Annotated in this window: 17 protein-coding genes and 2 pseudogenes; 9 read left to right on the top strand and 10 right to left on the bottom strand. The window is 61.0% G+C overall.

Features of this window, described 5'->3' with window-relative positions:
- Positions 1-773: 773 nt before the first annotated feature.
- Together C484_RS19620 and C484_RS19615 are read right to left on the bottom strand one after the other, a co-directional pair.
- Complete coding sequence (locus C484_RS19620; RefSeq protein WP_006827622.1) at positions 774-959, bottom strand: hypothetical protein; 186 nt, start codon at positions 957-959, stop codon at positions 774-776.
- A gap of 133 nt (positions 960-1,092) precedes the next feature.
- Positions 1,093-1,755, bottom strand: coding sequence for a helix-turn-helix transcriptional regulator (locus tag C484_RS19615; protein ID WP_006827621.1), 663 nt, complete (start codon positions 1,753-1,755; stop codon positions 1,093-1,095).
- Between the two features lie 601 nt (positions 1,756-2,356).
- Here C484_RS19615 and C484_RS19610 point away from each other — a divergent pair.
- The 4 genes from C484_RS19610 (at position 2,357) to C484_RS19595 (ending at position 7,980) form a co-directional block, all read left to right on the top strand.
- A complete protein-coding gene (locus tag C484_RS19610; protein WP_006827620.1) occupies positions 2,357-3,760 on the top strand; it encodes a nucleotide sugar dehydrogenase in 1,404 nt (467 codons plus the stop codon).
- A 197-nt stretch (positions 3,761-3,957) separates the two neighbouring features.
- Positions 3,958-5,025, top strand: a complete 1,068-nt coding sequence (locus C484_RS19605; RefSeq protein ID WP_006827619.1) for a DUF354 domain-containing protein — start codon at positions 3,958-3,960, stop codon at positions 5,023-5,025.
- An 11-nt stretch (positions 5,026-5,036) separates the two neighbouring features.
- The gene (locus tag C484_RS19600; protein ID WP_049915746.1) at positions 5,037-6,014 is read left to right on the top strand and encodes a glycosyltransferase; all 978 of its coding nucleotides are present in this window, start codon (positions 5,037-5,039) and stop codon (positions 6,012-6,014) included.
- Positions 6,004-7,980: a hypothetical protein gene (locus C484_RS19595; RefSeq protein WP_006827617.1), complete on the top strand. Its 1,977-nt coding sequence runs from the start codon at positions 6,004-6,006 to the stop codon at positions 7,978-7,980. Before C484_RS19600 ends, C484_RS19595 begins: the two co-directional genes overlap by 11 nt.
- Positions 7,981-8,069: 89 nt before the next feature.
- On the opposite strand, the pseudogene C484_RS19590 reads toward C484_RS19595, so the two are convergent.
- Both C484_RS19590 and C484_RS19585 read right to left on the bottom strand, forming a co-directional pair.
- Positions 8,070-8,612, bottom strand: a pseudogene (locus C484_RS19590) (GDSL-type esterase/lipase family protein); the annotation flags it as partial.
- Positions 8,600-8,862: pseudogene (locus C484_RS19585) on the bottom strand (IS110 family transposase); the annotation flags it as partial. The pseudogenes C484_RS19585 and C484_RS19590, both read right to left, overlap by 13 nt.
- A gap of 698 nt (positions 8,863-9,560) precedes the next feature.
- On the opposite strand from C484_RS19585, the gene C484_RS19580 reads away from it, so the two are divergent.
- Positions 9,561-10,490 (top strand): hypothetical protein, encoded by a 930-nt coding sequence (locus C484_RS19580; protein WP_006827614.1) that lies wholly within the window; start codon positions 9,561-9,563, stop codon positions 10,488-10,490.
- Between the two features lie 234 nt (positions 10,491-10,724).
- On the opposite strand, the gene C484_RS19575 is transcribed toward C484_RS19580, so the two are convergent.
- Positions 10,725-11,723 carry a DUF1616 domain-containing protein gene (locus C484_RS19575; protein ID WP_006827613.1) on the bottom strand — a complete coding sequence of 333 codons (999 nt, stop codon included), beginning with the start codon at positions 11,721-11,723 and terminating at the stop codon, positions 10,725-10,727.
- A 386-nt stretch (positions 11,724-12,109) separates the two neighbouring features.
- Between C484_RS19575 and C484_RS19570 the strand changes: the two genes are divergently transcribed.
- A complete protein-coding gene (locus tag C484_RS19570; protein WP_006827612.1) occupies positions 12,110-12,715 on the top strand; it encodes a DUF7344 domain-containing protein in 606 nt (201 codons plus the stop codon).
- Positions 12,716-12,743: 28 nt separating this feature from the next.
- Here the strand turns inward: C484_RS19570 and C484_RS23785 are convergent, their stop codons facing one another.
- The gene (locus C484_RS23785) at positions 12,744-13,223 is read right to left on the bottom strand and encodes a hypothetical protein (RefSeq protein WP_006827611.1); all 480 of its coding nucleotides are present in this window, start codon (positions 13,221-13,223) and stop codon (positions 12,744-12,746) included.
- A gap of 500 nt (positions 13,224-13,723) precedes the next feature.
- Complete coding sequence (locus C484_RS19560) at positions 13,724-15,430, bottom strand: asparagine synthase-related protein (protein WP_049915796.1); 1,707 nt, start codon at positions 15,428-15,430, stop codon at positions 13,724-13,726.
- Between the two features lie 244 nt (positions 15,431-15,674).
- On the opposite strand from C484_RS19560, the gene C484_RS19555 reads away from it, so the two are divergent.
- A complete protein-coding gene (locus C484_RS19555) occupies positions 15,675-17,009 on the top strand; it encodes a polysaccharide deacetylase family protein (RefSeq protein ID WP_006827609.1) in 1,335 nt (444 codons plus the stop codon).
- Between the two features lie 353 nt (positions 17,010-17,362).
- Here the strand turns inward: C484_RS19555 and C484_RS19550 are convergent, their stop codons facing one another.
- The 3 genes from C484_RS19550 to C484_RS19540 all read right to left on the bottom strand — a co-directional run bounded on the left by C484_RS19550 (position 17,363) and on the right by C484_RS19540 (position 21,319).
- Positions 17,363-18,649, bottom strand: coding sequence for a PKD domain-containing protein (locus C484_RS19550; protein ID WP_006827608.1), 1,287 nt, complete (start codon positions 18,647-18,649; stop codon positions 17,363-17,365).
- 321 nt (positions 18,650-18,970) lie between these two features.
- A complete protein-coding gene (locus tag C484_RS19545) occupies positions 18,971-20,140 on the bottom strand; it encodes a sugar-transfer associated ATP-grasp domain-containing protein (protein ID WP_006827607.1) in 1,170 nt (389 codons plus the stop codon).
- A gap of 90 nt (positions 20,141-20,230) precedes the next feature.
- Entirely contained in the window at positions 20,231-21,319 is a 1,089-nt protein-coding gene (locus tag C484_RS19540) for a glycosyltransferase family 2 protein (protein WP_006827606.1), read from the bottom strand.
- Positions 21,320-21,481: 162 nt separating this feature from the next.
- Here C484_RS19540 and C484_RS19535 point away from each other — a divergent pair, with 162 nt between their 5' ends.
- Positions 21,482-22,771 (top strand): polysaccharide deacetylase family protein, encoded by a 1,290-nt coding sequence (locus tag C484_RS19535; RefSeq protein WP_006827605.1) that lies wholly within the window; start codon positions 21,482-21,484, stop codon positions 22,769-22,771.
- A 25-nt stretch (positions 22,772-22,796) separates the two neighbouring features.
- The gene (locus tag C484_RS19530) at positions 22,797-23,873 is read left to right on the top strand and encodes a glycosyltransferase family 2 protein (RefSeq protein WP_006827604.1); all 1,077 of its coding nucleotides are present in this window, start codon (positions 22,797-22,799) and stop codon (positions 23,871-23,873) included.
- Positions 23,874-23,988 lie beyond the last annotated feature (115 nt).

Here is a 23,988-nt window from a genome sequence, read left to right as displayed (position 1 = left end):
CCACGTCAACGTCAACGTTCCCGCCACACCGCACGACTGAACCGGCGTATCGGCTTCAGTTCCGGCACCGATACCGGCATCGACTGCGACAGTCGTATCCTTAGTAACTCGGCTCGAGACAGCTGCCCGGGATTCGGTGCTATTCTGAATCATAGTGCGTTGAACTCGATATATGTGTTCGTACCCGCCCCGTCCAATGTCGGACGTCTCGGGCATCTACTCGAATCGAATAGTCCTGCAGGGATTACTATAGAGCGAATAAGACGGTCGCCGTTACATGTACTGCACCGCAGTCACGGGATATCTTCCGGATAGAGGCGCTGGCGAGCAGCTATCTGAGATAGACGAACTCGAACGGGTAGTATCGAGTCAGGCGTTTCCTGTATCGAGAGGCACCGTCTTCGCAACACGATGGCGACTCTCCGCTCGACTGTTGTGCACAGCACAGGTTCCGTTTAGCAGGCCGCTAAGGGTGGTGTCCGGGTAGATCTCTACGAGTTCAGACTCGGCGGTACGTCGAACGCGACGCGTGTCGTTGTGAGCCAGTGTCTGCGGCGACCAGTAGTCTCGGCGGTCGGTTGCAGTATCTGTCTTCCGAGACGGTTGCACGGTGCTATTCTCGGCCACGCATAGTGGACGCGAACGAGCTGGCAAGGGACAGACGGCGCGGCATGCAGCGTGCGACCTCGAAAACGAGTGCATCGTGAACTCGATTCGCCGGTGGGCTGTCGTGTGGTTGTGTCTCGGGTTCAAAGCGGGGCAGTCGGGCAGAATCAGTCAAAGCGCATTGCTACTAGATCGTCTTGGCGGGTCGACTCGCTGCTTGCGATAACGAACGCGAGCGTGTTTGTGATCGGATCGGTGCCGATCGGTTCGAGCCAGTTTTGATCGGGATCCGGGTCAGTTTTGATGCCGATCGGGAGTCCGAGCCGATTCGAAAACCGAGCGAGCGACGACAACGGAACCCATCGGGTGTGACCGACCGCTGAGGGAACGGAGACGGTACTACTGACGCGTTGGTTTCGAGAAGGGGTAGGGGTGGTGTGGTGGTGTGGCTGTAGAAGTGCCGTGTCTGCTGTAACAGAGGGTTGCTTACGGGACCGGGTTATTGGGATTGTCGGTCGTCGTCCCGGTGCCGGTGCCCGTCGGCTCGCCGTCCGAGCGTTCCGGGAGCGAGATGACGTTCTCGCGCCCGACGGAAGTCTTCTCGATCGTGCCGTCATCGTACATACTCGAGAGAATTCGGCTGACTTTCGACTTCGACCAGCCCGTCTCGTCGGCGATCTGGTGCTGGCGAATCTGGCCGCCGTGTTTCACGAGTAGTCGAACGACGCGCCCTTCGTCGCTGAGTAGCTCCGGGGGCGTCTCGGCCGACACGACATCCTCGTACGAGCGTGGTTGCTCGGCTGATTGTGCTCCTGCCGCTGGGGCTGCACTTGGGTTTGGATTCGCATTGGAGCGTGTCGATCCAGCCGCACCGGGAGCAGGTGTGTCAGCGCTCGGCGACTGGGTAGCGCCGGGCTCGCGCGTGGAGAATGCCTGAAGCATGCGGATGCCGACCAGCGCGGCGATCAGCAGGAACAGGACCACGATCAGTGACACCTCCCAGATCGACGCGCCACGGATCGCCGACGGCCAGTACGACGATCCACCTGCCATTTCGCCCAACCCAGGAAGGGGTATCGTCGCGACAACCGTGTCTACGTCGGGTGTGGCAACCGAGACCGAATCGATGGAGTGATCGCTTCCCTCCATCGGTGCGTGCGGTCCGGTATCGAACCAGATTCTGGGTGTTGGTGCCATGAATTTCGCGGTTCTGATCTACGTTGTATCTGTGTCTGCGATTGCGTTCGTCCGCAACGTCTGCCTCTATGGTGTGTCGATCCACTGCGGTCGATTCGCGACTGATGGGTGATCGTGAGTGATCTCGGCAACTCACTGCAGTCACGACGACCGCACTGAGAGTCCAACCTAGGGGACCTTCATTATGGGTCGATACAAACACGTTTAGCAGGCTGCTAAGCCGCTCGCTGTCCAGTCACCCCGGAATCGCCCAGATCNACCTAGGGGACCTTCATTATGGGTCGATACAAACACGTTTAGCAGGCTGCTAAGCCGCTCGCTGTCCAGTCACCCCGGAATCGCCCAGATCACCTCCGAGCGCTGCCGAGCGGTCGGATTCCGAATCAGTGTTCTCGCTGCAACAGTTTATCAGCGCTATAGTAAACCGGTCATCCATGCTTGTCGGAATAGAGAGCGATCCCGCTCCAGCGGGACTCGAGGTATCGGGCACGAACCGAACCGCCGCCGCACGAGTTGTGCGCCGGTCAGCGACGAACCTCCAACACGATACACCATGACGCCGACAATAAGCGATACCGAGAACCGAATGGACGAGCGAACGCATGGCCGTCAGGTAGTCGACCAGACCGAGTCTGGAACGACCCTCGAGCACGTCGAAGACGACCAGCGAACGCGTGAAGCGACGATCTGCGTTGTCGGGCTCGGCTACGTCGGCCTGCCACTTGCAGTCGGCTTCGCCCAGTCGAACTATCAGGTCATCGGCTACGATGTCGACGAAACCACTGTCGAGCGATTGCAGGACGGCGAGGATACGACCGGCGACCTCTCGGATGCGGCCGTCCAGAACGACGACATCTCCTACACGACGAACGCGACGGCGATCAGCGATGCCGAATACGTCGTCATCGCCGTCCCGACGCCGATTCGGGACGACGATCGCCCGGACCTGAGCTTTGTCGAAAGCGCCGGCACGACGGTCGGCTCGAAGATGAGCGCCGGCACGACCGTCATCCTCGAATCGACGGTCTATCCCGGCTCGACCCGCGAAGTTCTCATTCCGAAACTCGAGGACGCATCCGGCATGACCGCCGGCGAGGATTTCTTCGTCGGCTACTCACCCGAGCGGGCGACACCAGGTGACGAAGAACACGGGCTCTCGGATGTCGTCAAGGTCGTCAGCGGCCAGACCGAAGCCGTTCTCGACGACGTTGCCGAACTCTACGAGTCCGTCGTCGATGCCGGCGTCCACCGCGCTCCGTCGATCGAGGTCGCCGAAGCGTCGAAGGTCGTCGAAAACACGCAACGCGATCTGAACATCGCCTTCGTCAACGAACTCTCGGTCGCGCTCGAGCACATGGACGTCGATACGCATGATGTACTCGATGCTGCCGGCACGAAGTGGAACTTCCACGACTACCAACCCGGACTGGTCGGCGGCCACTGTATTCCGGTCGATCCGTACTTCCTCTCCTACCGCTCCGAACAGGAAGGCTTCGACCCCGAACTGATGCAGACCGGCCGGAAAGTCAACGAAGCGATGCCCGGCCACGTCGCCGACCTGACGATAAAGGCCCTCAACCAGTGTCACAAGACGCTCCGCGACAGCCGCGTGCTCGTCCTCGGTCTCTCGTACAAACCGGGCGTCGGCGACCTCCGCAGTTCGAAGGTGTCCAAAGTCGTCGACACGCTCAACGAGTACGACATCCACCTCGAAGGGTTCGACCCGATCGCAAATCCCGACGCCGCAAGCGAGACGTTCGACCTCGAGGTCCAAGAGAACCTCTCGTTCGAGGACTTCGATGCAATCGTCCTCGCAACGCCCCACGACGAGTTCACCCAGATCGATCCGGAAGCGGTCGCGAGCGAACTCGCCGACGATCCGGCGTTGATCGACGTTGCGGGCGCGATCGACGAGGACGAAGCCGTCGACGCCGGATTCACCTACCGACGAGTATGATGGGGCGGGGGGATGGGATCGTGACCGATCTCGAGCGGTCGGTTGCGGTGACGGGTACAGCGGTTGTGACGCGAGTCCCCGCGACGGACGATAGCCGACACGCGCCACACACATCACGCAGGTTGCGCAGGTCACACAGGGCAAACGCGCCACACGCGTTACACGCGTTACACACGGAGGCACCCCACTGATCACCGATGCGAGTTATCGTCACGATCCAACACCCCGGACACGTCCACTTCTTCCGGAACGCGATCGACGAACTCGAGGCCGATGGCCACGAGGTTCACGTCTTCGCCCGGGAGAGCGGCGTCGCGGTCGACTTGCTCGAGGCCGCCGGTATCGACTACGAGGTCCTCGCTGGCGATGCGAACTCGTTACCCTCTCTGGCGGCCGTCCAAGCGACCTACGAGGCGCGACTGTTGCGCCGAGCACGAGCGATCGACCCGGACGTCATCACCGCGATCGGCGGCGTCGCCGCCGCCCACGTCGCGACGGCACTCCGGACCGAGAGCGTCGTCTTCTACGACACTGAACACGCGACACTCATCACGTCCCTCGGCTACCCCTTCGCGGACGTGATCTGTACGCCGACGTGCTATCGTGACGAGATCGGTTCGAAACAGGTCTCGTACCCGGGCTACCACGAACTGGCGTATCTCCACCCCGACCGGTTCGAACCGGACCCGTCCGTCCTCGAACTGGCCGGCGTCGAGAGTGACGAGCAGTTCGCGGTCGTCCGCCTCAGCAGTTGGGGAGCCTCACACGACGTCGGCCACGGCGGCTTCGATGACCCACACGAGGTCGTCGACCGACTCGAGAACGCCGGCGCGACCGTCCTGCTCACAGCGGAGGGCGAGCCGCCTGCTGAACTCGAATCCTACCAGCTGGAGACACCTCCCGAGAAGATGCACGACCTGCTCGCCTACGCCGACGTCGTCGTCGGCGAGGGCGCAACGACCGCCGCCGAAGCCGCCGTCCTCGGCACCCCGTCGGTCTACGTGAACTCGCTCTCGCTCGGCTACACGGCCGAACTCGACTCGGAATACGGACTCTTGTTCGAGTTCAGCGACGAGAACCGCCACGTGGAGGCGCTCGAGAAAGCGGTGTCGATCATCGAGCGCGAGGACGACCCGTGGGCAACGCGGCGCGAACGGTTGCTCGCGGAGCGCGTCGATGTGACGGACGTGATCGTCCGGACGCTCGAGACGACCGCCCGCGGTGGGCGTCCGACACAGACGAAACACGCAGCGAATCTCGGCTAGGTGAGCAAACGATGAAGGTACTTCAGGTAGTGACCACGCCACGGCCGTTTTTCGATCAGCAGGTGTCGGTACTCGAAGATCGCGGCGTCGACTGTACGGTAGTCGGCGTCCCCGGCGAACACCACGGCGATTCGGGACGGACGCCGCTCGACTACGCCCGATTCTATCCGCGGATTCTCGCCGAACTTCGGTCCGACGACTACGACCTGGTCCACGCGAACTACGGGCTCGTCGCTCCGTTCGCGCTCGCTCAGCCGACCCGACCGGTCGTCCTGACGCTGTGGGGAACCGACCTCATGGCCGACCAAGAGTGGCTCCAGTCGATCAGTCGGTTCGGAGCACGCCACGCAAGCGCCACCGTCGTTCCGAGTCCGGTCATGGCACGCGAACTCGAGACCGACCACGAACTGATCCCCTTCGGCGTCGACACTGAACTCTTCAGACCGATCCCACGGGAGAGGGCACGCGAACGGGTGGGCTGGCAGACTGACGGCGAGCGGAAGATTGCGCTCTTTCCCTACGATCAGTCGCGGTCGGTCAAGGACTTCTCACGGGCGAAGCGACTCGTCGAGCGAGCCGATGCGGAGATCGAACTGCGAACGGTAAGCGGCGTCGACCACACGGAGATTCCCTATTACATGAACGCAAGCGACGTACTGCTGGTGACCTCGAAGCGCGAGAGCGGGCCGATGGTGGTCAAGGAGGCCGCCGCCTGCAACCTGCCGATCGTCTCGACGGACGTTGGCTTCGTCGGCGACACGATCGAGCACCTCTCGAACTGCGTCGTCAGCGACGACGACGAGGAACTGGCCGCCGGACTCACAGCCACGCTCGAGGACGGCAGCCCCTCGGACGGACGCGAGCGTATCGACGGGTTGAGCCTCGATGCAATGGGTGACCGGCTCGTCACCCTCTACGAAGAGTTGCTCGGGACGACGGAGTCGAACGAGACCGCCGTTTCCCAACGAGGTGTTTCTCGTGGGATATAGCTCGCTGTCGGAGCTGCGCCCGCTCCGACTGGACAGCGTCGCGGCGATCGGCGGGCTGCTACTCGCACTGGCAATGCTCCCGCTCCAACTGTTCGTCTCGCAGGTCTACCTCGATACGGTCCCGTTCGTCCTGGCCATCGCGTGCGGACTCTACCTCGTCGCGCTGTATCAGCAGGACCGCGAAACGACGATGCCGCGACTGCCGACGAGCGTTTCGATGGCGCTTCCGAGCGTCGTTCTGGTCGGGCTCGGCGGACTGATCGTTCTGACCAGTATTCAGGGCGAACGGACGCCGGTATTCTTCGGGCTCGCCGGCGTGCTCGCGACGCTCATCCTCGTCCAGATCCTCTTTACGAGTTCACGAGACTTCAACCAGCGACTGTTACTGGCACAGATCGTTCTCTTCGCGCTCGTCTTCCGATTCACGGCGCTGTACGCCACACCCGGCTACATTGGAATCGACATCTGGACCCACATGGGATTCGTCGATTCGATACACGCCCAAGAGTCCCTGAGCGCGATTTCTCACGACAAGCACTACGCCTCGCCGTTCTACCACCTGCTCGTCGTCGCGTCGTCGCTCCTCCTCGACGTGCCGCTTCGACTCGCGCTGTATCTGTCGGTCGGGATCGTGATGCCGCTGTCGGTGTTGCTCATTTACGCGACGACGAACCTGCTCGTCTCGGCGCGCTGGGCGGTTCTGGCGACGGCGCTGTTCGCGTTCGCGGGCCACGTCGCCAACTGGGGCATGCACCTCATTCCGACGAGCCTCGGGCTGGTGTTCTTCCTCGGCGTCCTGTACGCCCTCATCCGCGTGATGCGTATCGAATACACGATACGTGATTTCTCGCTGTTGCTCCTCTCGAGCGTCGCCGTCATCCTCACCCACCAGGTGTCGACGTTCATCATGCTCGTCCTGCTACTCGCCGCCTTCGTCGCCCAGGTCGTCTTCATCGTCGGCCCCTTCGGACTCACGCGGCTCGATACGAGCGTCTTCCGCGCGAAGAAGCCGGTCAACCTCATCGGCCTCGTCGTCTTCAACTTCGGCATGACGATCTTCGTCTGGTCACTTACGCCCTACCGCGATCAATCGTTCCTCGAAACCATTCTGAGGTACTTCAGGCAGACGCTCGAGGAGAGCGCCGGCTTCCTCAACATCGCAAGCGGCAGCGCGGGAGCCAGCGAAGCCGGTGCCGAAGCCGCCGCACCGACGCTTCTCGAACAGCTCGTCCCCTATATCGACGTCCTCGGCTTCCTGTTCCTACTCGGTGTGACGTTCGTCGGCTGTCTCTACGTCGTCCACCGCCGCCGGGCCGAACAGTCGGTGTTCACCCTCCTGCTCGCCGCCGCAATCATGCTCGTGTTCGTCCTCGTCCTGCCGATGTTCGGCATCCGGAACTTCATTCCGACGCGCTGGTTCGCGTTCCTCTACGCGCCGATGGCCATCCTCGGTGCGATCGGGCTGCGCACGTTCGCTCGGAACCTCTCTCCCGGCATCGTCGTCACCTGCCTCGTGCTGTTCGCACTCATCTACCCCGGCGCGATGTTCCTCGCCGCCGAAAGCAACACCGAGAATCCGGTCTTCTCCGAGCAGCACGAACAACTCGCCTACAGCGAAGCTGAACTCGCCGCCGTCGACAGCATCGGAGAGCTCACGGGGAGCCCCGACGGCGACAATATCAGACCCGATCAACAACTCCACACGGACCATCCGTATCAAACGGTCTTCAGTCGGACGGGAGCCTATCCGTCGACGACGACGGCGACGGTCCCCGACGGCGGGTCCGCCGACCATGACTACGTCGTCTACCGGACCGAGCAATCGACCGATGCGACGTACTTCGGTACCGCCGATGGCCCAGGTCGCATCGAACAGGTCAGTCAGGATCGGCTCTGTAGTCCGGACCAGGCGACGGTCTACACGAACGGCGAGGTAACCATGTGTACGCCGTCGCCGGCGAGTTAGTCGGTCGGTTTCGTCGCCGCGCTATTTTTCCCGTTCACACCCGGCCCCGATAGAGAGTTCACTGCCCCCGATTGTATCCACTGTCACAATTACTGATTGTCCCGGACGACGTGGGCAGCCAGCTCGAGGTCCAATGCTTCGACCCCGTCTAGTACTAGTTCGGCCATCTGGCGAGCTCCGGACTCACTGAAGTGCGTATTGTCGGCCACCCCGTCGGGATAGTTGGGATGTTCACCCGGCGGCAGATGATTGTAGAGGGATTTTGATCGTTCCGGCCCCAGTTCTCCCAAGAGTGACTGACTCCGCTCGTCCGCGTCGATGAGCGGCACGTCACGCGTCCGTGCGACGTCTCGTATCAGCTCCGAGTAGACTCGATGGGTGTCTTTCAGTTCGCCGTCCTCGTCGAAGTGACGGCGCGCGATGGGCGTGAGCAATACCGCCTTTGCTCCGCGGTCGCGTGTTTCTTCGACGAACGTCTCAAGGTTGGTGACGAACTGCTCCTCGGTCGTGTGCTGTTCTTTCGAGGATACCTCGTCGTTGTGGCCAAACTGGACGAACACGTAGTGATCCTCACCCAAGCGACCCACCACGGGCTTCCAGCGCCCCTCCTCCAAGAACGTAGTTGTTTCGCGTCGACGCGATCAGTTTTCTTGTCCGAGTCGGAGATCAATTTTAATTCGCCGGGGTTAGCGACAGTCACATCCAGATACTCTGAAAGAGTATCATGGATGTGGTAGTAGTTGCTGGTCGCTTCAAGCGCGGCTTTTGACCCAGCGTACTGCTGNTCGCGTTTTCGACGCGAACCTCTTCGACGATCTTACCGTTCTCGTTTAATACTGCGATTTGTGAGTACCGTTTGTGTACGTCGATTCCGATGAACATTGGGTTCACCTCGGGACGGTGGTGCGTGAAACGGAGATTNAATACTGCGATTTGTGAGTACCGTTTGTGTACGTCGATTCCGATGAACATTGGGTTCACCTCGGGACGGTGGTGCGTGAAACGGAGATTCACCTATGCGGGCTTTCCCGACTGCCGCCGGGAGCGGCAGTCGGGCTGTGATGCCCAGGACTCGGCTTCCTACGCACTCGGACCAGTCAGCACCACGTGCTCTCGGGCACGGAATACAGCTCGGTCTCTTGCGTCCCATCCTTGTTTCACGCTCTCATGGGATAGCAGAATTTCCANTCAGCACCACGTGCTCTCGGGCACGGAATACAGCTCGGTCTCTTGCGTCCCATCCTTGTTTCACGCTCTCATGGGATAGCAGAATTTCCATCGAGTCAGCACGCTGTTCGTGACAGTAACGGTGAGATCGATTGTTGCTCCGATAACTACTCGACCCGCCACGCGGTCAGACGGAGACCACAGGATATATTTCAAAGCGGTGAACAGAACAGAGCAGACGACTTGCCCGAATCGCCGCACTGACGAAACGGTCCTCGCCTCCGCAGCCCGCTCATCGACGACCGTCGGCGGGTGGCGCTCGCAGCCGCCCGCAACGCTTGTAGCGGGACGGCCGCTCGTGGCTGTCCGAGAACCGAACGCAGTACGGCACGAAGCGGCAAGCGACCGAGCGCATGACTCGAGACACTCTCAGCCGGCGGCAGCTCCTCGGAATCGGTGGCGCCGCCGGCGTTGGCGGTATCGGCGTGGTCGGATACGTAACTGATAACCCCGTTCACCGATCCGATATCGAGCAGCTCGACACGCGGCGTCTCGACACCACGCCCGAGGTCGGGACGCTCTGGTACAGCAAGTACCGGTCCGGATCGGAACTGCCGGAGGCGTCCGTCACCCACCTCCTCGGCGTCCAGTATACCGGGATCGACGAATCCACCACCGACCGCATGTTCGACGTATTCGGCGTGGTTATCGGCCGACGGTCGACGCTGTTCGGGGAGCGGACGCTCGTTGAGCCGCGCTTTCTCGGGGTCCGCGGCGAGAACGCGTCCGGAACAACTGCCGCGGCCAGCGTGGAGTCCCCCTACGTGCGTGGCGGCCCACTGTGGCCGCCCGAGACGGTTGCAGATGCCCTGCCGCTCTCTCCCGCACAACTCGACGACGAGGCAGCGATCCGCCGGCTCATCGAGAACGGTCGCTTTCCCGGAGCGGACACGAACGACGCGAATCGAACGGACCGACTCTGGACCGACTTCCGACTGAGCGGTGCGCTCCTCGATCGGTACGAGGGTGAGCACGACAGGCAGCTGACCCGTGCTGGGCTGTTATACGGGCTCCACAGAACGCCCGACTCGGTGGCCGACGTAACCCCACCATCCAAGCGGATTGACGAACTGTATTCGTTGGACCCTGGATACGAGGGTCCCGGAGAGCTGTATTCGTGGACGCCCGGGGACACCCTCGCCCACGTCGTCCGATACAAACGACTGTACGTCTCTCCCGGCAACGGTAGATATCGGTTGCGAGTCGCACAGCTAGTCCCGCGACCGGGTCTGCTCGGGCAACCGTGGATCGAGACGGGACTCATCATCGACTTCCCCGAGTAGCTGGCCACCGTGTTTGGGCCTGGTTGATGGTGACATAGGAGTTTCCACAGCAAAGAACAGGTGACCGCTGCAGTGGAACTGAATTCTGCGAACCAGCGAATCGATCGCGGACTGCGACTCGGGACAAACCCGTCGAGGGCTGGTCTTCGGAGAACTCGAGAGCGACCGACCGGAGCGGACGACTGGAACAAAGGCGATAGGACTGATCGGACCGTAATCCGTCGAGCGACGGTTCTATTCGACGACGATCGGTAACTGGATCTCCCGGTAGGCGGACTCCGAACTCGGATCCGATGGCGGCTCACCCTTGTACAGCAAGAGCGTCAACCGAAGGGACTCACCCTGCATCGACGGCGTGAACTCGAGCGTCGGTTCACTCGTCTCGCCATCAGCGACTGTCGTCGAGGTAGTGGTGAGTTGCGTTTCCTCCGCGACAGTCACGGAATCACCAGCGTCGGTTTCGTTCACCCGCTGTAACAGCATCACTGTCGTATACGTCTGCTCCGTGTGCTCTTCGTTTGTAATCGAGACCGTCAACTCTTGGGACTCACCGGCCGTGTACGTATCGTTGTACATCGTCTGTACATCACCGTCGACTTCCTGGGTTTGGACCGCGAACTCGGTGTAGCCATCGTCGTGCTGTGCGGGATTGGCAACGGCAAACCCTGCGCTCAAAAGCAACACGGCGACACCGAGTGCGATTCCGAGATTGTACGGGCGCGGATTCGTGCCGGAGTACGCTCGATTCTGAACCTGTGTGAAAAACAGCGAGTTCTCGGTCGGGGTCATCGCGAATCGTCGATCCGGCGGACACCGGTAGCGAGAGACGATTCCGAGTAGGGACAGCACGATGGTCACCAGCGTAATCCCGTAAAGCACTGGTTCGAAGGTAATACCCCAAGGGGTTACGCTGGCAAGAAGGGTGATTCCCGGGACAAGCGCAACACTAAAAACAACTGACAAGATTCCCCGCTCAGTGAGTTCGAGACCACGGGTGTGCAATAAGGGATTCCCAAGACCCGTTTTTTCCTCGTCGAACGCCTGATCGTCGTCGGCGGCTTCGTCCGGAAACAGCACGGAGACGAGCGCATACCCGGGGAGGAAGAGTAACAGCGGAAGTGCCAGTCCGATGCGAACAGGACCCGGTAGCGGGAGGAAAAGCCCGAGTGAGAGGGCACCAGTACTCGCGATGACGATCGCCAGGTCGAGAAACCACCAGTCGGTGTCGCTCATGGTGTCGACGACGGGTCCTAGGTGGTTTATTATCGCCCCGGTAAGGGCCGCTCACCCGGTGAAATTACCCCCGAACTCCACCCATTATACCACAACCCAGACATATGTGCTGGACTAATGTCTTTCGCTGGTTCTGGATAGTCATACTGAACAGAACTATCGAAAATTCAGCGATAGTGTTTTGAAGTATTCACTCTGTAATAGCAGTAATTAATGGGCAAGAGTATTTTGAGACCGGCATTATATAGCCTAAATGAGCGTATTACTGGAGTTATAAAATGGCATAAAATCGAATGCCGGTCGCTGAAATATCGTGAAGCCGATTCAATTGGAATGTCCGGTTTCTACACTTTATTACCCACACCTGATTAGGGAAGACTGGTTCGATGACAACGACACATGTCAGTTCGGAAGAACAGAGCGGGCAGGAAACTGCAGACGACGCAGTTGACGAGGCAGCCGACGGTTCAGACGTGGAGTCGTTCACTGAAGACGAAATATTTCACCTACTGCAAAATGAACGCCGGCGGCTGGTTCTGCGGTACCTCCGCGGCACCGACGAAGCCGTCCGCATGCGTGACGTTGCAGAGCAGGTAGCTGCGTGGGAACACGATACGACGGTTGCAGAGCTCACTTCGACGGAGCGCCAGCGCGTCTACATCCCGTTGTACCAGTCCCACCTCTCGAAACTGGACGAAGCCGGCGTCATCGACTATCAGCAAAATCGCGGAATTGTCGAACGCAAGCCGCTCGCGGACGAAGTCGATCAGTACCTGCAGGTCGACGAGCAGACGGACGAATCGAGCGAAAACGACGAGACATCGATCTCCGTCAGCGACGACTACTACATTGGTGCGACCGCCGTCTGTTACGTCGCGCTGCTGGGTGCCGTCCTCGAACTCCCAGTCCTCTCGATCGTTTCGGGAATCGGACTGAGCGCACTAATCTTGCTGCTGTTCACACTGGTCACTGCCAGTCGATTTATCAATTGATCCGGACGACTGCGATTACCGAAACTCCTTATACTAGCCCGTAAACCGGGAGCATCCACACTGCAAACGTCGTTGCAGCTACTGTAAGCGTTACTGCCGTCAGTACTGATGCCGATGCGAGTGCAACGAATAGAAACAGGAGTCCGACCAGAATCGGACCAAGGAGCGGCGGCGAAAATGACTGTTCGTCTGCAGTCGTCTCGGGAAGTTCCACGAGGCCGCGTTCCGGATCGAACGTGATCGAACCAGCCTCGTTGAGCGCAGGAAGGCGCTTCTGATGGAGGTGTTCGTGAATAGTCGCCCACGTTTCGATCGGGACGGAAGACGGTGGTGTCGGTGGAGTCGACGGGAACGTTAATGTCGACTGTGATTGCTGTACCGCCGATGGATTCGACGGCGTTCGAGTGCGTGTCGACTGCACCGTTGCAGACGTACCCGCTGTCTCCTGCTGGTCAGCACTGTGAACCAGTCGGTCGACGAGTTCATCGACAGTAACTGGAGTTCGCATGTCTGCAAGGAGCGCGAGGAGTTCCTCATCGGAGTCGGGAACCGCAGCAGGGGTAGAGTCGGCAGTGTGGGTGTGGGTGTGGGTGCCGTCGGCGTCGGTGTCAGTGTTAGTGTCCGTGCCACGGTCTGTCGGTGGACTCGATCCTGAACGTGAGCCCGAACTCGTGTTTGTGTCTGTGCTCGTACTTGTACTCGAACTTGCGAAGGTCCTAGCGGTGGCAGTATTGGTCCTGGGATGTGGACTGGCCCCAGCCACGCCGGCGATAGTGTGCAGTAAGACCCCCGGAGAATCGCCATCTACTGATTGCTCTTCGACCGTGTCGGCTGACGAAGAGCGCAACCAAGACGGCGTCAGACGCATATTCCAGCCTAAATCTTCGTGGTATATAAGTATTCTCACGATTCAAATCCAGTAAACGATCTAAATGATTGTTAGCGGCTGTTTGAGGAACCGTTAGAATCCGTTCCCGATGTCAAGAAACAGGTCGTTCGGGTGCTGTACTAGGACATAATCCGTGGTGGTGATTGCAACCATGGGATTGTGTCACTAGCAACTGCATCCCAGGAGTCGAGCCACGTTTGCAGGTCGGCCACGCGGAGTTTGTGTCTGGGTGCTATCGGGTGGATGTTCTCGTACTCGCCGAGCAGTCGGTCATTGAACCCGTGTTTCTCGAAGAGCGTTCGCCGGTCGGGCCACGGGGGCTCGAACGAGGTTAGAAGCGGCGTCTTGCGCCTGACGAACCCCTCAACTTCGTTTAGCAGCATGCCGTCGTGCGGGCGATCCGGCGGCCGGTGACGGAGAATATCGTCGTCGAGCTGTTTGCAAGCCTGTAAGAAGGTCTCGGTCGTCCGGAGGCGCGGGGGCGTTCGGAGGTGCCACTCGAGTAGTTCGCGATCGGTTGCCAGAAACGGAGCAAAGAACTGGTCGGCGAGGTGGTTGTGGAACGGAACCGACGGCTGGTTGGCGATACCACAGCAGGTCAGGGCGTTTTGAATGCACTCTGCGCGCGAGCGATTGGCGGCGAATTCGGCGGCGATCGCCTCCTCGACGAACTGTTCCGGATCGTTGTCGATCCCCGTCCGCTCGGTCAGTTCGATGCTCTGCTCGCGGCTGTACCCGTACTTGTCGAGGAAGACCGCGACCGGATCGGGATCGGGATCGAGTCGCTGAAACGGCACCCATGTCCCGAGCACATCGACCCCGTCCTGTGCGGTAAAGTGTCCACGGAAGAACGTATCACAGAGCAGGCCGTGGTACATCGTCTCGACTTCGTCCGTGAGTTCGTCGGTATAGCCGGCGTGATGAATATGAAGCGACTCTTTGATCCCCTGTGAGTACTGGACCTTGGACTCGTCGGCGAGCAGATAGCGTTCGTCCGGTTGAAACGCGGTGTGTGTTGCACCGTACTGGTTCGCAACCCGTTTTGCACCCTGCACTTCCTGTGCATCCGGCGAGCCGACGGTATAGCAGTGGTCGATGTCGTCGACCTGTGAGAGCACGATGCGGGAATCGTACCCCGCAGAGAGCAAGAGCCCCTTCGGCCCGGGATTCGACGAGCGCCGCCGCAGCGCCCGTTCGAGACGGGACGCGAGTTCGTCTACGTAGTCGAAGGCGTCGGGGTCGGCCGGTCGGTAGACGAACCGGGAAAGTGAGTCGACGCCGTGCGGTGTCAGCCGGCTATCGATCGGAAGCCGCGAGAGTTCGTCTATCCACGTCTTCTCTCCGAGCGCAAGACCCATGTGGAGGAACTCGAGGATACCGTTCCGGTCGAGTGAGGGGTCCGGAATCGTCTGTCCGACTTCGGCGGCGTCGGTGCCGAAGACGAGCGGACCGGGGTCGTCGGTGTAGAAACACTCCCGTGAGCGCACGAGATCGGTTGCGACGAACGGCGTTTCACCGTCGATATCGAGGACAGCCAGGTACGAACCGTTGAGCGTGTCCAGTGCATCGAGCCCGTGCGTGTCGTACTGGTCGAGCAGCCAGCGTGCGGCGTTTTGCTCGTCACCGGGAACGTAGGCCTCGCCCCAGATTACACAGCAGCCGGTTTCGTCCGCATACGTTGCGCTCCAGCCCGGATAGTCGAGACCGGGATCTCTGATCGCAACTGTAAGTGACGGTCCCGAGAGGACCTCGTCGAACTCGTCGCGCGATCGAAACCGCTCGAACGTCTCGCTACCACCGAATACACCAAACAGTTCTTTGTTCATCATTAATATTAGTACTCTCCGCTGTGGTGGGAGTGGACGGCGTTTCGTCGCGGGGATGCCGGAACGGTCCGACCATCCCCGCGAGTCTGTCTCTCCTCTGATCTGGGGTCGAATTCCCATTAACTATGCCGTTGCTAAGGCCCGAGCCGGTCGAAATAGAGGGGTTCAGTTGAACCGCACGAGCACCGCGCAGGTGCCTATCAGAGCCATAATAATGCCGTCACTATCAGTACGGTTGAGCACCATGACAGATGGACGCGCGACGCGACGCCGATTCCTCGCCGGATCGGGCGTTGCTGCGGTCGCCGGATTGGCGGGCTGTACCGACCGGCTCAAGCCACTGCGCGGCGGATCGACCGACGACGGATCGTCGGGAAACGAATCCGCCGAGAACGGGGCGTCGGATGTCGCCGCACTCGCCGACGGCGTTCCGTCCCTCGAAACCGAGTACAATAGCCGTACGGAGTACGGTCAGCCGGGCGACTCCCTCGACGACTTCGAGGATATCGATGCCTGGGAGATCGCGCGCGGATCGGGCGAGGCCGATCAGGACGTTTCTTTCGACGGCTCTCAAAGCCTCCGTCTGACGAGCGAGAACGGCCAGACTATCGTCGCACAACGCGATATCTCGGGAACCGATCTGACCGGCAACGACTACTCCTTTGCCGTTCGGACCACGACGCCCCAGAACATCACAGTTAACCTGCGCGTCGTCGACTCCTATGGAAGCGACCGGATCTACTCGCTGCGCGAGATCACGTATCGCACTCCCGATGTCGGCTGGTTCCGCGCGAGTCCCGGCGTCTTCGAAGAGAGCGATATCGCGCCGTCGCTGGACGATGCCGACCGGCTCGAAATTCGGGTTCTCCACTCCATGGACGAAGCCGAACTCTGGATCGACGACCTTCGGACCCACCAGAAACCGGAGACTGGCTACGTCATGCTGAGCTGGGACGACGGCACGCGCGACTTCTATGACACCGCTGCGCCGCTGCACGACGAGTTCGGCTTCTCAGCGGTCCAGGCGGTCGTCCCGCGGTGGGTAGTAGACGGGCGCAACGGCATCATGTCCGTTTCGGAACTCGAGGATCGCCAGGCAGCGGGCGATCAAATCGTCGTCCACGGAACGCACACCTCGCTCCACGAGTACGACGACGAGGCTGAACTCGAGAACCGCATCCGGAGCGACAAGAGCTGGTTCATCGAGAACGAGTTCGAAGGCGCGGATTACATCGTTTATCCGAACAACAGTTACGACAAGACGAGCCTCGAGTATCTCACGGACTACCACTACTGCGGCGGGTTCAACCAGTCGGGGAACGTCAACACGACGACCGTCTACGGATTCGACCCGATGGCGTTGCCGCGGACGATCGGACACGACCTGAGTACGTCGAAACGGTGTGTCGATCTCGCCGAGGCGCACAACCAGTGTACGATCCTGAACTTCCACGAGTTCGACGCGAACAATACGATGCCCGAGGGCGACTACGAGACGTTCCTCGGGTACGTCGATAGTGCGGATGTCGAGGTTATCAACTTCGATGACCTGTGGAAGCTACGGACGGACCCGTTTTGAGTGGATCGCGGGTCGCGAGCGGTACTGAACGCAACTCGAACCGAGAGATGAGCTGTTTCTCGAGTGCGATCGGCCAATGAGTCGATCAATACGACTGCCGTCGTCGTCGCTCGGTGCCCAGTGAGAGTGAGAGTGAGAGTGAGAGTGAGAGTGAGAGTGAGAGTGAGAGTGAGAGTGAGAGAAGCCGATAGCCATACCCGCGCGATCGGTTGAAGCAGTTGGTCTCCTCGTCACGTCGGTGGGTATACTGTCGGACAGAAGTCAGTGGGAAGTCGGTCGCGACGGTCTAGCTGTCGCCGTTGGAGACAGCCGAGTTCGAGCGACCGGTCTTCAAACAGTGCTGTCTGACAGTGTTAGTTGACGGTGAGTGTCAGTTCGGCCGTATCGTGTGCGCCGGCGTCGTCGGTGACGCGCAGGAGGACGCGGTGTTCGCCGGTGGCACTGACCGTGACGTCGACCGTTTGGCCGGATTCGTCGTAGGTGCCGTCGTTCTGGATGCTCCACTCGTAGCTGACGAGTTCACCGTCGGGAGCACCGGAACAGGTGGCATCGAGGGTGACGGTTTCGTCGGGAGCGAAGGTTCGGTCGGCAGCGTTCGCTGGCTCGGTACGGATTGTTGCGGTCGGGGCGGTGTGATCAGCTGGAATGTCGCTGTCGCCGTTGCTGTCGTCACTGCCGTCGTTGTCGCCGGAACCCGCACCGTTCTCGTCGTCTTCGCCGTCGTCGCCGTCGTCGCCGTTTTCTCCACTACTATCGTCACCATCGTCGAGTTCGGTCTCATCCGGTTCTTCCTCGTTTGCCGGCGGATCGTCTGGTTCTTCCTCGTTTGCCGGCGGATCGTCTGGTTCTTCCTCTTCGTCTAGTGGTTTGTCTGGTTCGTGGCCGTTGTCGGGTTCGCCTGCCGGGAACAGTGCGTCGGAGGCCAGGTGTTCGACGATCGCCGAGTGCCAGGTGACTCGCGTTTCGAGTTCGTTCTGGGTCGAGACGGTTTCGACGAGGAAGGTATCGGCGTTCAGGTCGCGGGACGCCTTGTGGACGAGGAGCCCGCTTGGATCGTTGCCGGGGGCGGAGTGGTACCCGGTCTGGAACGCGCGGTTCGAATTGTCGATGTAGGTGTCGTTAACCGCGTTGGCGGTGTCCGCTGCCAGTTGGGCGACATCGTCCCGGCGAGAGTGAAAGATCCCCTGTCCAACGCCGTCGACGGGGTCGCCCGCGTAGATCCCGCGCGATTCGTGCAGATCGATCACGATGTCGGGATCGAACTCGGAGAGGACATCCCAGATCGCGGTGGCGAGTTCAGTTCCGGGGTCGCTTCCCTCGGGGAACTGTCGGTTGAGGTCGACGCCCTCGTCGTTGACGCGAGTCGTGCGTTCGATGGCGACGGGGTTCGCTCGGGGGAGCGTGACCAGCGTCCCGGCGTCGATCGTCCACTCGGTAATCTCTTCGGCGGCGATGTAGCCGGCGGTCTCGTTGCCGTGGATGCCACCGATGACGAAAACCGTTGGGCCGTCGGTTGGTGCCTCCGTGACGTTGACGGTCGTTTCGCCGCCCGTTCCCTCCAGAATCGTAAACGAAGAACGAGAGAGGTCAGCCTCGTCGGTCGATCCCGGGTCGGATTGGTCTTGGGTCTGTGTCTGCACTTGTGTACCGGTTGCAATACCTGCGCCTGTGACTGCCAGTCCAGAAAGGGACAATACTGTTCGTCGTGATATCGAATCCCGCTGCATACCACTGCTTCCTTTTGAAGGAGGGGGTGATGACTATAGCGCATCTAAGACTATTGTGCGACTATGTTCCGCTCGCGAAATGGTTGGATCGAGTAGAGTACCGAAATCCGTCAAACTGTTCTAAGTCCACAACTGTCCGGTCTGACCGGTGTAAGCGGGGTGAGTATACCTATACTGCTCCCGAGCAGTAAGTTATTATTCGGTGATGTATCTCCGGACACGTAATGTATCCTGTTAGCACACGTCGTGTCGTTCGTAGAACCGCCGCACCCGGTCGTCGGCCAGCAGTGGGCCATGGACCTGGATCGACTTGAGCCCCGGATAGCTGTTGGCTTCGATAACCGAGAACGATCCGTCGTCGTCGGTGACGATCACGTCCCAGCCGATGTACGGGAGGAACGAGGCCGTCGACGCCATTTCGAGCACCGAATCGCGGATCTGCTGCCAGCCGGGAACCTTCCTACCCTCGATTTGCGTTCCGGTATCCGGGTGGGTTTCGTGCCACGAGACGCGCCCACTGCTGTGTGTCGGTGGCCGTGCACCGGCCCCGAGTTCACCCGTCTCGGGATCGATGGCTGCGGAGAGGCCACCCTGCGTGAAGTTGTCGAGCGGCTCCGAGTCACTGGTGCCGATTCGATGGATCACCGCCGCGATAAACGGCTCGTGATCGACTTCGTCGTACATCGTGATGAACCGGAGCGTGTTCGGCGTCTCCGGATACAGCTCGGCCGGGAAATCCCCCTGCTCGACGTACTCACAGACGAGGTACTCCTCCAGGTTCGCGACGACCGAGCGAAACTCCGCCTCCGTGTGGTGCTCGCCGTTCACCCGGTAGCCGTCCGAGGACCGGGAACACAGCAAGACGTTGTTCCCGCCGCCGCCGTGGACCCACTTGAGCACCAACGAATCCTCGACTTCGAGGCGTTCGACGACCCGTTGAGCGGCGTTATGCGTCCGGTCTCCTGCTCGACTGAACTCGTCGGCCGCGTCACCCTCCACGCCTCCATCACCCGCGGACTCGGCGACGACGCGTCCACCGTCGGTCAGTTCCGACTGTTCGGCCATCGCATCGACCGAGTGGAACGAGCCGTCAGTGACCATCCCGTAGACGGTCATCCGCTGCTCGTCAAAGGGCTGCATCACCCGATGAAACAGGAGTTTGTTCGACAGCGCGACCGACCAGGTGCCGTTAATGCGCTTCGTTCGAACGAACCGCTGATAGTCGTTGACGTAGTCCTGCGCTGACTCCTCGTCCAGATCGTAGATCGCATCGGAGCGACTCAGGAAGCCGCGCCGCCAGAGCCACAGCCGACGCTGAAGCGGTGGGGAAACGTCGCTCTCGTACTCGGTCCCCGCGAGTCCCTGCAGCCCTCGAGCCGTATGATACAGCGTTCGGACGTTCATGACTTCCGCTGGGAGCGCGACGGTATTAGTTACCGAGCGGAAAAGATCGTTTCACAGCCGCGAGTTCAGTTGGCCCAGGTGGAACGTTGGTTACTCGTCTGCCGACTCCGAGTCGGCAAGCGTCGAACCGGCGTCCGTCGAGAACTCGTCGACATCGGGGCTGTTTGCGGTCGGACTACACAGCGGGATTCGAGAGGCAGCGGTGACGAGGCCGACAGTGAGCAGCGCAAAGAGGAACGCGGTCGCGACGACTGTCTTCGGACGCCGTCGAACGCCGGTTCCAGCAGCCCAGCACAGCCCCGGATAGCGACGTCGAGAGGGGGTTGCGGATCGGAGATGCCACGCGCCGCGCAGGAACCGTCCCTCGGCGAGGTATCGCTTTGCGAGGAGGAGATTGTGACGCGCACGAATGTCGTATCCCGCAGCCTCGAAGCGGTCGACCTCGTCTTCGTACCGCGAGAGGTACTGCTGATCGGCGGCTTTGATGACGGCTGCTGGCGGATGGCCCGTTTCCTCGCGAACGACGAGTTCGTCGTCGACGTAGGCGAGTTTTCCTTCTTTGAGGATGCGCAGACAGAACTCCGGGTCCTGAAATCGGTCGAGTTCTTCGTCGAAGCCGCCGATATCGCGGGCAACCTCGGTTTCGACGAGGAGGGTCGAGCCGGCCCCCGGCTGGACGTTGTCCGCCAGGATTTCGCCGATCAGTTCCTCGCCGCCCTCCCGGGTCGGCTCTGCGTCCGACCGGGAGAGGACGGCGGCGGCGAGACCGCGGAGTTTGTCGCTCGTCTCGGGAAGTTCCAGCGCGGTGTCACAGTAGGCGGCGACCCATTCTTCCGAGCGCGTTTCGAGCGTCTCCAGCTGGCGGTCGAGTTTTTCGGGACGCCACTCGTCATCGGAATCGAGGAATGCGATGTACTCGCCGCGGGCGTGGTCAATACCGGTATTTCGGGCGACATTTGCCCCCTGATTGTCCGCGTGGACGACCGGCTGCACTCGCGGGTCGTCGTAGCTCGCGAGCACCGCTGGCGTGTCGTCCGTCGAGCCGTCGTCGACGACGATCACTTCGATTTCCTCGACCGTCTGCTCAAGCGCGCTATCGATCGCTGTCGGCAGGGTCCCGGCTCTGTTGTACGTCGGAATCACGACGCTGACGCGCGGCTCTGACCGTTCGTGTGCCATTTCGGGACGCTATCCGGCCCCAGGCCATTATTATCGAGCGCATAAGCACCGCTGCCAGTGGATTCCGTGTTCATCCACAGATTGGGTCCCCGGCAACGATCCGGGTTGCTGTGGGCGCTAAGAGGTGTATAAGAAAGACCCAACCAGTTCTCGATAGAGTCAATGACGAACAGTAATCGACGATCGTTCGTGGCGGCGACCGCGGCGGTCGGCACACTCGGCGTCGCCGGCTGCCTCTCGAGCATCGAAGAGTGGGGTGGCGGGAACGGCGACGACGATTCCGACACCGAGTCAAACGGCGATGACGACTCTGACGGCGAGACGACACCGTTCCACTACGCCGACCCCGCCGACCTGCCGGGCGAAACCATCAACTCATTCGACACCCTCGACGACTGGGTCACGTTACTCGACGAGGGCGATTTCGAAGCCAATGAGGAAGACCCCTACAGCGGCTCCCAGTCCGCCCGCCTCACCGCACCCGAGGGGACCGAATACGCCGGTATCTATCGGACCATCTCCGGCGGAACGGACCTGAGCGACTCGAACCTCTCGCTGGCGGTCAAATTCGCCGAACAGGACCAACTCACGCTGACGCTCGAACTCTTCGCGCCGAACTCGAACATCGTTCACCGGCTCCGGCGCACCCTTGTTGGACCGAACGATAGCTGGACCCGTGTCGACTTCGGCACGACGGATGTCGACGGCAACCCCGACCTCTCGTCCGTCCGCGAGATCCGCCTCTCGGCCCGCCGACGCGGCAGCGACTCCGGCCCGATCGAGTGCTCGATCGACGACCTTCGCACCGCCCCCCGCCCCGACACGGGCAAGGTCATGCTCCTGTTCAACGGAACGCTTCAGAGCCATCACGAAATCGCACTCGATCACCTCTCGACGTACGACTTCGCCGGCGTCGAAGCCGTGATCCCCGAAGCCGTCGGCAACGACAGCAACGGCCGACTCTCGCTCAGTGAACTCGACGAGCTAGCCGAGGCCGGCTGGGATCTCGCCGCCCGTCCGCGAACGGGCTCCCAGAACATCACCGACTTCTCCGCCGACGAGCAGGAACGAATAATCGAGCAGACGGCCGGCTGGCTCGAGACCCGCGGCTTCGAAGACGGCGCGGGGACCTTCATCACTCCACGAAACGTTCTCGGCCCGACGACGCGTGAACTCGTCCAGGAGTATCACGACCGAGCGCTCCGGTACGGTGGGTCTCCGAACGCACTGCCGATTTCGGACCCGTACAACCTCGGGTTCTTCTCCGGGGAGGCGGGTGCGACGACGAGAACGTACGTCGACCACGCCGAAGCGTACGGGCAACTCGCAGTCTTGCACTTCGAAGAAATCGGTCCCGACGGCATGGCCGAAACCGCGTTCGCGGACCTCCTCGAGTACATCGATGCCGCGGATGTCGATGTCGTCACCGCATCCGAACTCTCCGATGCCTAACACAGTCACAGGAGGCACTACCTAGATGTACCGAGACTCCAGCGTCGGCGTCGTGATCCCCGCCTACAACGAGGAAGGATTCGTCGGCGACGTGATCCGCGAGATGCCGGCGTACGTCGACCGATTGTACCTCATCGACGACCAGTCGACCGACGGCACTTGGGAGGAAATCCACGACGCGGCCAGGGCGGATCGTGACGAGCGCGCGACCGAGACCAACTCGAACCGCACAGCCGCGACCCACCGGGCTGAACTCGCACCTGACGGCGGCACTTCGGCCCTGTCGAACCGAGCCGTCGTCCACGATCCGATCGGGCGCGTCGTCCCGATCCAGCACCGTGAAAATCGCGGTGCGGGCGGCGCGATCAAAACCGGCTACCTCGCCGCTCGTGCGGACAGCGTCGACGCTACCGTCACCGTCGACGCGGATGGCCAGATGGACCTCTCCCAGATGTCGCGGCTGCTCGATCCGATCGTCGAGGGCACCGCCGACTACACCAAGGGGAATCGGCTCCTCGCCGCCGAATACCGGGATGCCATGCCCCGCTTTCGGTTCATCGGCAACACCATGCTTACCTTCCTCACCAAGGTCGCCTCCGGCTATTGGAAGACGATGGACCCGCAGAACGGGTACACGGCCATCTCCCGAGACGCCCTGGAAGCGATTGAACTCGAAGCACTCTACGAGTACTACGGCTACTGCAACGACCTGCTGGTGAAGCTAAACGTCAACAACGCGGCCGTGGCAGACGTGTCGATGCCCGCCGTCTACGGCGACGAGGAGTCGAGCATCACCTACTCGGAGTACATTCCGAAGGTCTCGACGATGCTCCTCAAGAACTTCCTCTGGCGGCTCAAGACGAAATACCTCGCTCTCGATTTCCACCCGCTCGCACTCTTTTACCTACTTGGTGCGGGAACCACTGCGATCGGGATGGTCGGTGGATTCTGGACGCTGTTCACCGCCCTCTCGCAGTTGACGCTTCCGTTCCTCCAGGGCATGGCGAGTTTCCTGGTCTTTATCTTCGGCGTCGCGCTCTTGCTCTTCGCGATGGTGTTTGATATGGCCCAGAGCGAGCACCTCGAGACGCAAGTGTACTAGCGCTCGCTCACTTGCCTCCGGTCACGGATCCATCCCCGAACGCTTCTCCCGCACGAGTTCACTCAGCCCAAATCTCGATCTCAGCGGCGGCTCTTCCTTACTGCTCACTCCGCTC

It is taken from the genome of Natrialba taiwanensis DSM 12281 (assembly GCF_000337595.1).
GTDB classification, from domain to species: Archaea; Halobacteriota; Halobacteria; order Halobacteriales; family Natrialbaceae; genus Natrialba; species Natrialba taiwanensis.
Note: the sequence above shows the minus strand (reverse complement) of the source record. Positions and strands in the feature narration are given on the sequence as shown.

Excerpts from the sequence above, each read along its gene's own strand:
- C484_RS19615 (WP_006827621.1), bottom strand. The coding sequence starts at position 1,755 with ATGGAGGGAAGCGATCACTCCATCGATTCGGTCTCGGTTGCCACACCC.
- C484_RS19610 (WP_006827620.1), top strand. The coding sequence starts at position 2,357 with ATGACGCCGACAATAAGCGATACCGAGAACCGAATGGACGAGCGAACG.
- C484_RS19605 (WP_006827619.1), top strand. The coding sequence starts at position 3,958 with ATGCGAGTTATCGTCACGATCCAACACCCCGGACACGTCCACTTCTTC.
- C484_RS19600 (WP_049915746.1), top strand. The coding sequence starts at position 5,037 with ATGAAGGTACTTCAGGTAGTGACCACGCCACGGCCGTTTTTCGATCAG.
- C484_RS19580 (WP_006827614.1), top strand. The coding sequence starts at position 9,561 with ATGACTCGAGACACTCTCAGCCGGCGGCAGCTCCTCGGAATCGGTGGC.
- C484_RS19575 (WP_006827613.1), bottom strand. The coding sequence starts at position 11,723 with ATGAGCGACACCGACTGGTGGTTTCTCGACCTGGCGATCGTCATCGCG.
- C484_RS19570 (WP_006827612.1), top strand. The coding sequence starts at position 12,110 with ATGACAACGACACATGTCAGTTCGGAAGAACAGAGCGGGCAGGAAACT.
- C484_RS23785 (WP_006827611.1), bottom strand. The coding sequence starts at position 13,223 with ATGCGAACTCCAGTTACTGTCGATGAACTCGTCGACCGACTGGTTCAC.
- C484_RS19560 (WP_049915796.1), bottom strand. The coding sequence starts at position 15,430 with ATGAACAAAGAACTGTTTGGTGTATTCGGTGGTAGCGAGACGTTCGAG.
- C484_RS19555 (WP_006827609.1), top strand. The coding sequence starts at position 15,675 with ATGACAGATGGACGCGCGACGCGACGCCGATTCCTCGCCGGATCGGGC.
- C484_RS19545 (WP_006827607.1), bottom strand. The coding sequence starts at position 20,140 with ATGAACGTCCGAACGCTGTATCATACGGCTCGAGGGCTGCAGGGACTC.
- C484_RS19540 (WP_006827606.1), bottom strand. The coding sequence starts at position 21,319 with ATGGCACACGAACGGTCAGAGCCGCGCGTCAGCGTCGTGATTCCGACG.
- C484_RS19535 (WP_006827605.1), top strand. The coding sequence starts at position 21,482 with ATGACGAACAGTAATCGACGATCGTTCGTGGCGGCGACCGCGGCGGTC.
- C484_RS19530 (WP_006827604.1), top strand. The coding sequence starts at position 22,797 with ATGTACCGAGACTCCAGCGTCGGCGTCGTGATCCCCGCCTACAACGAG.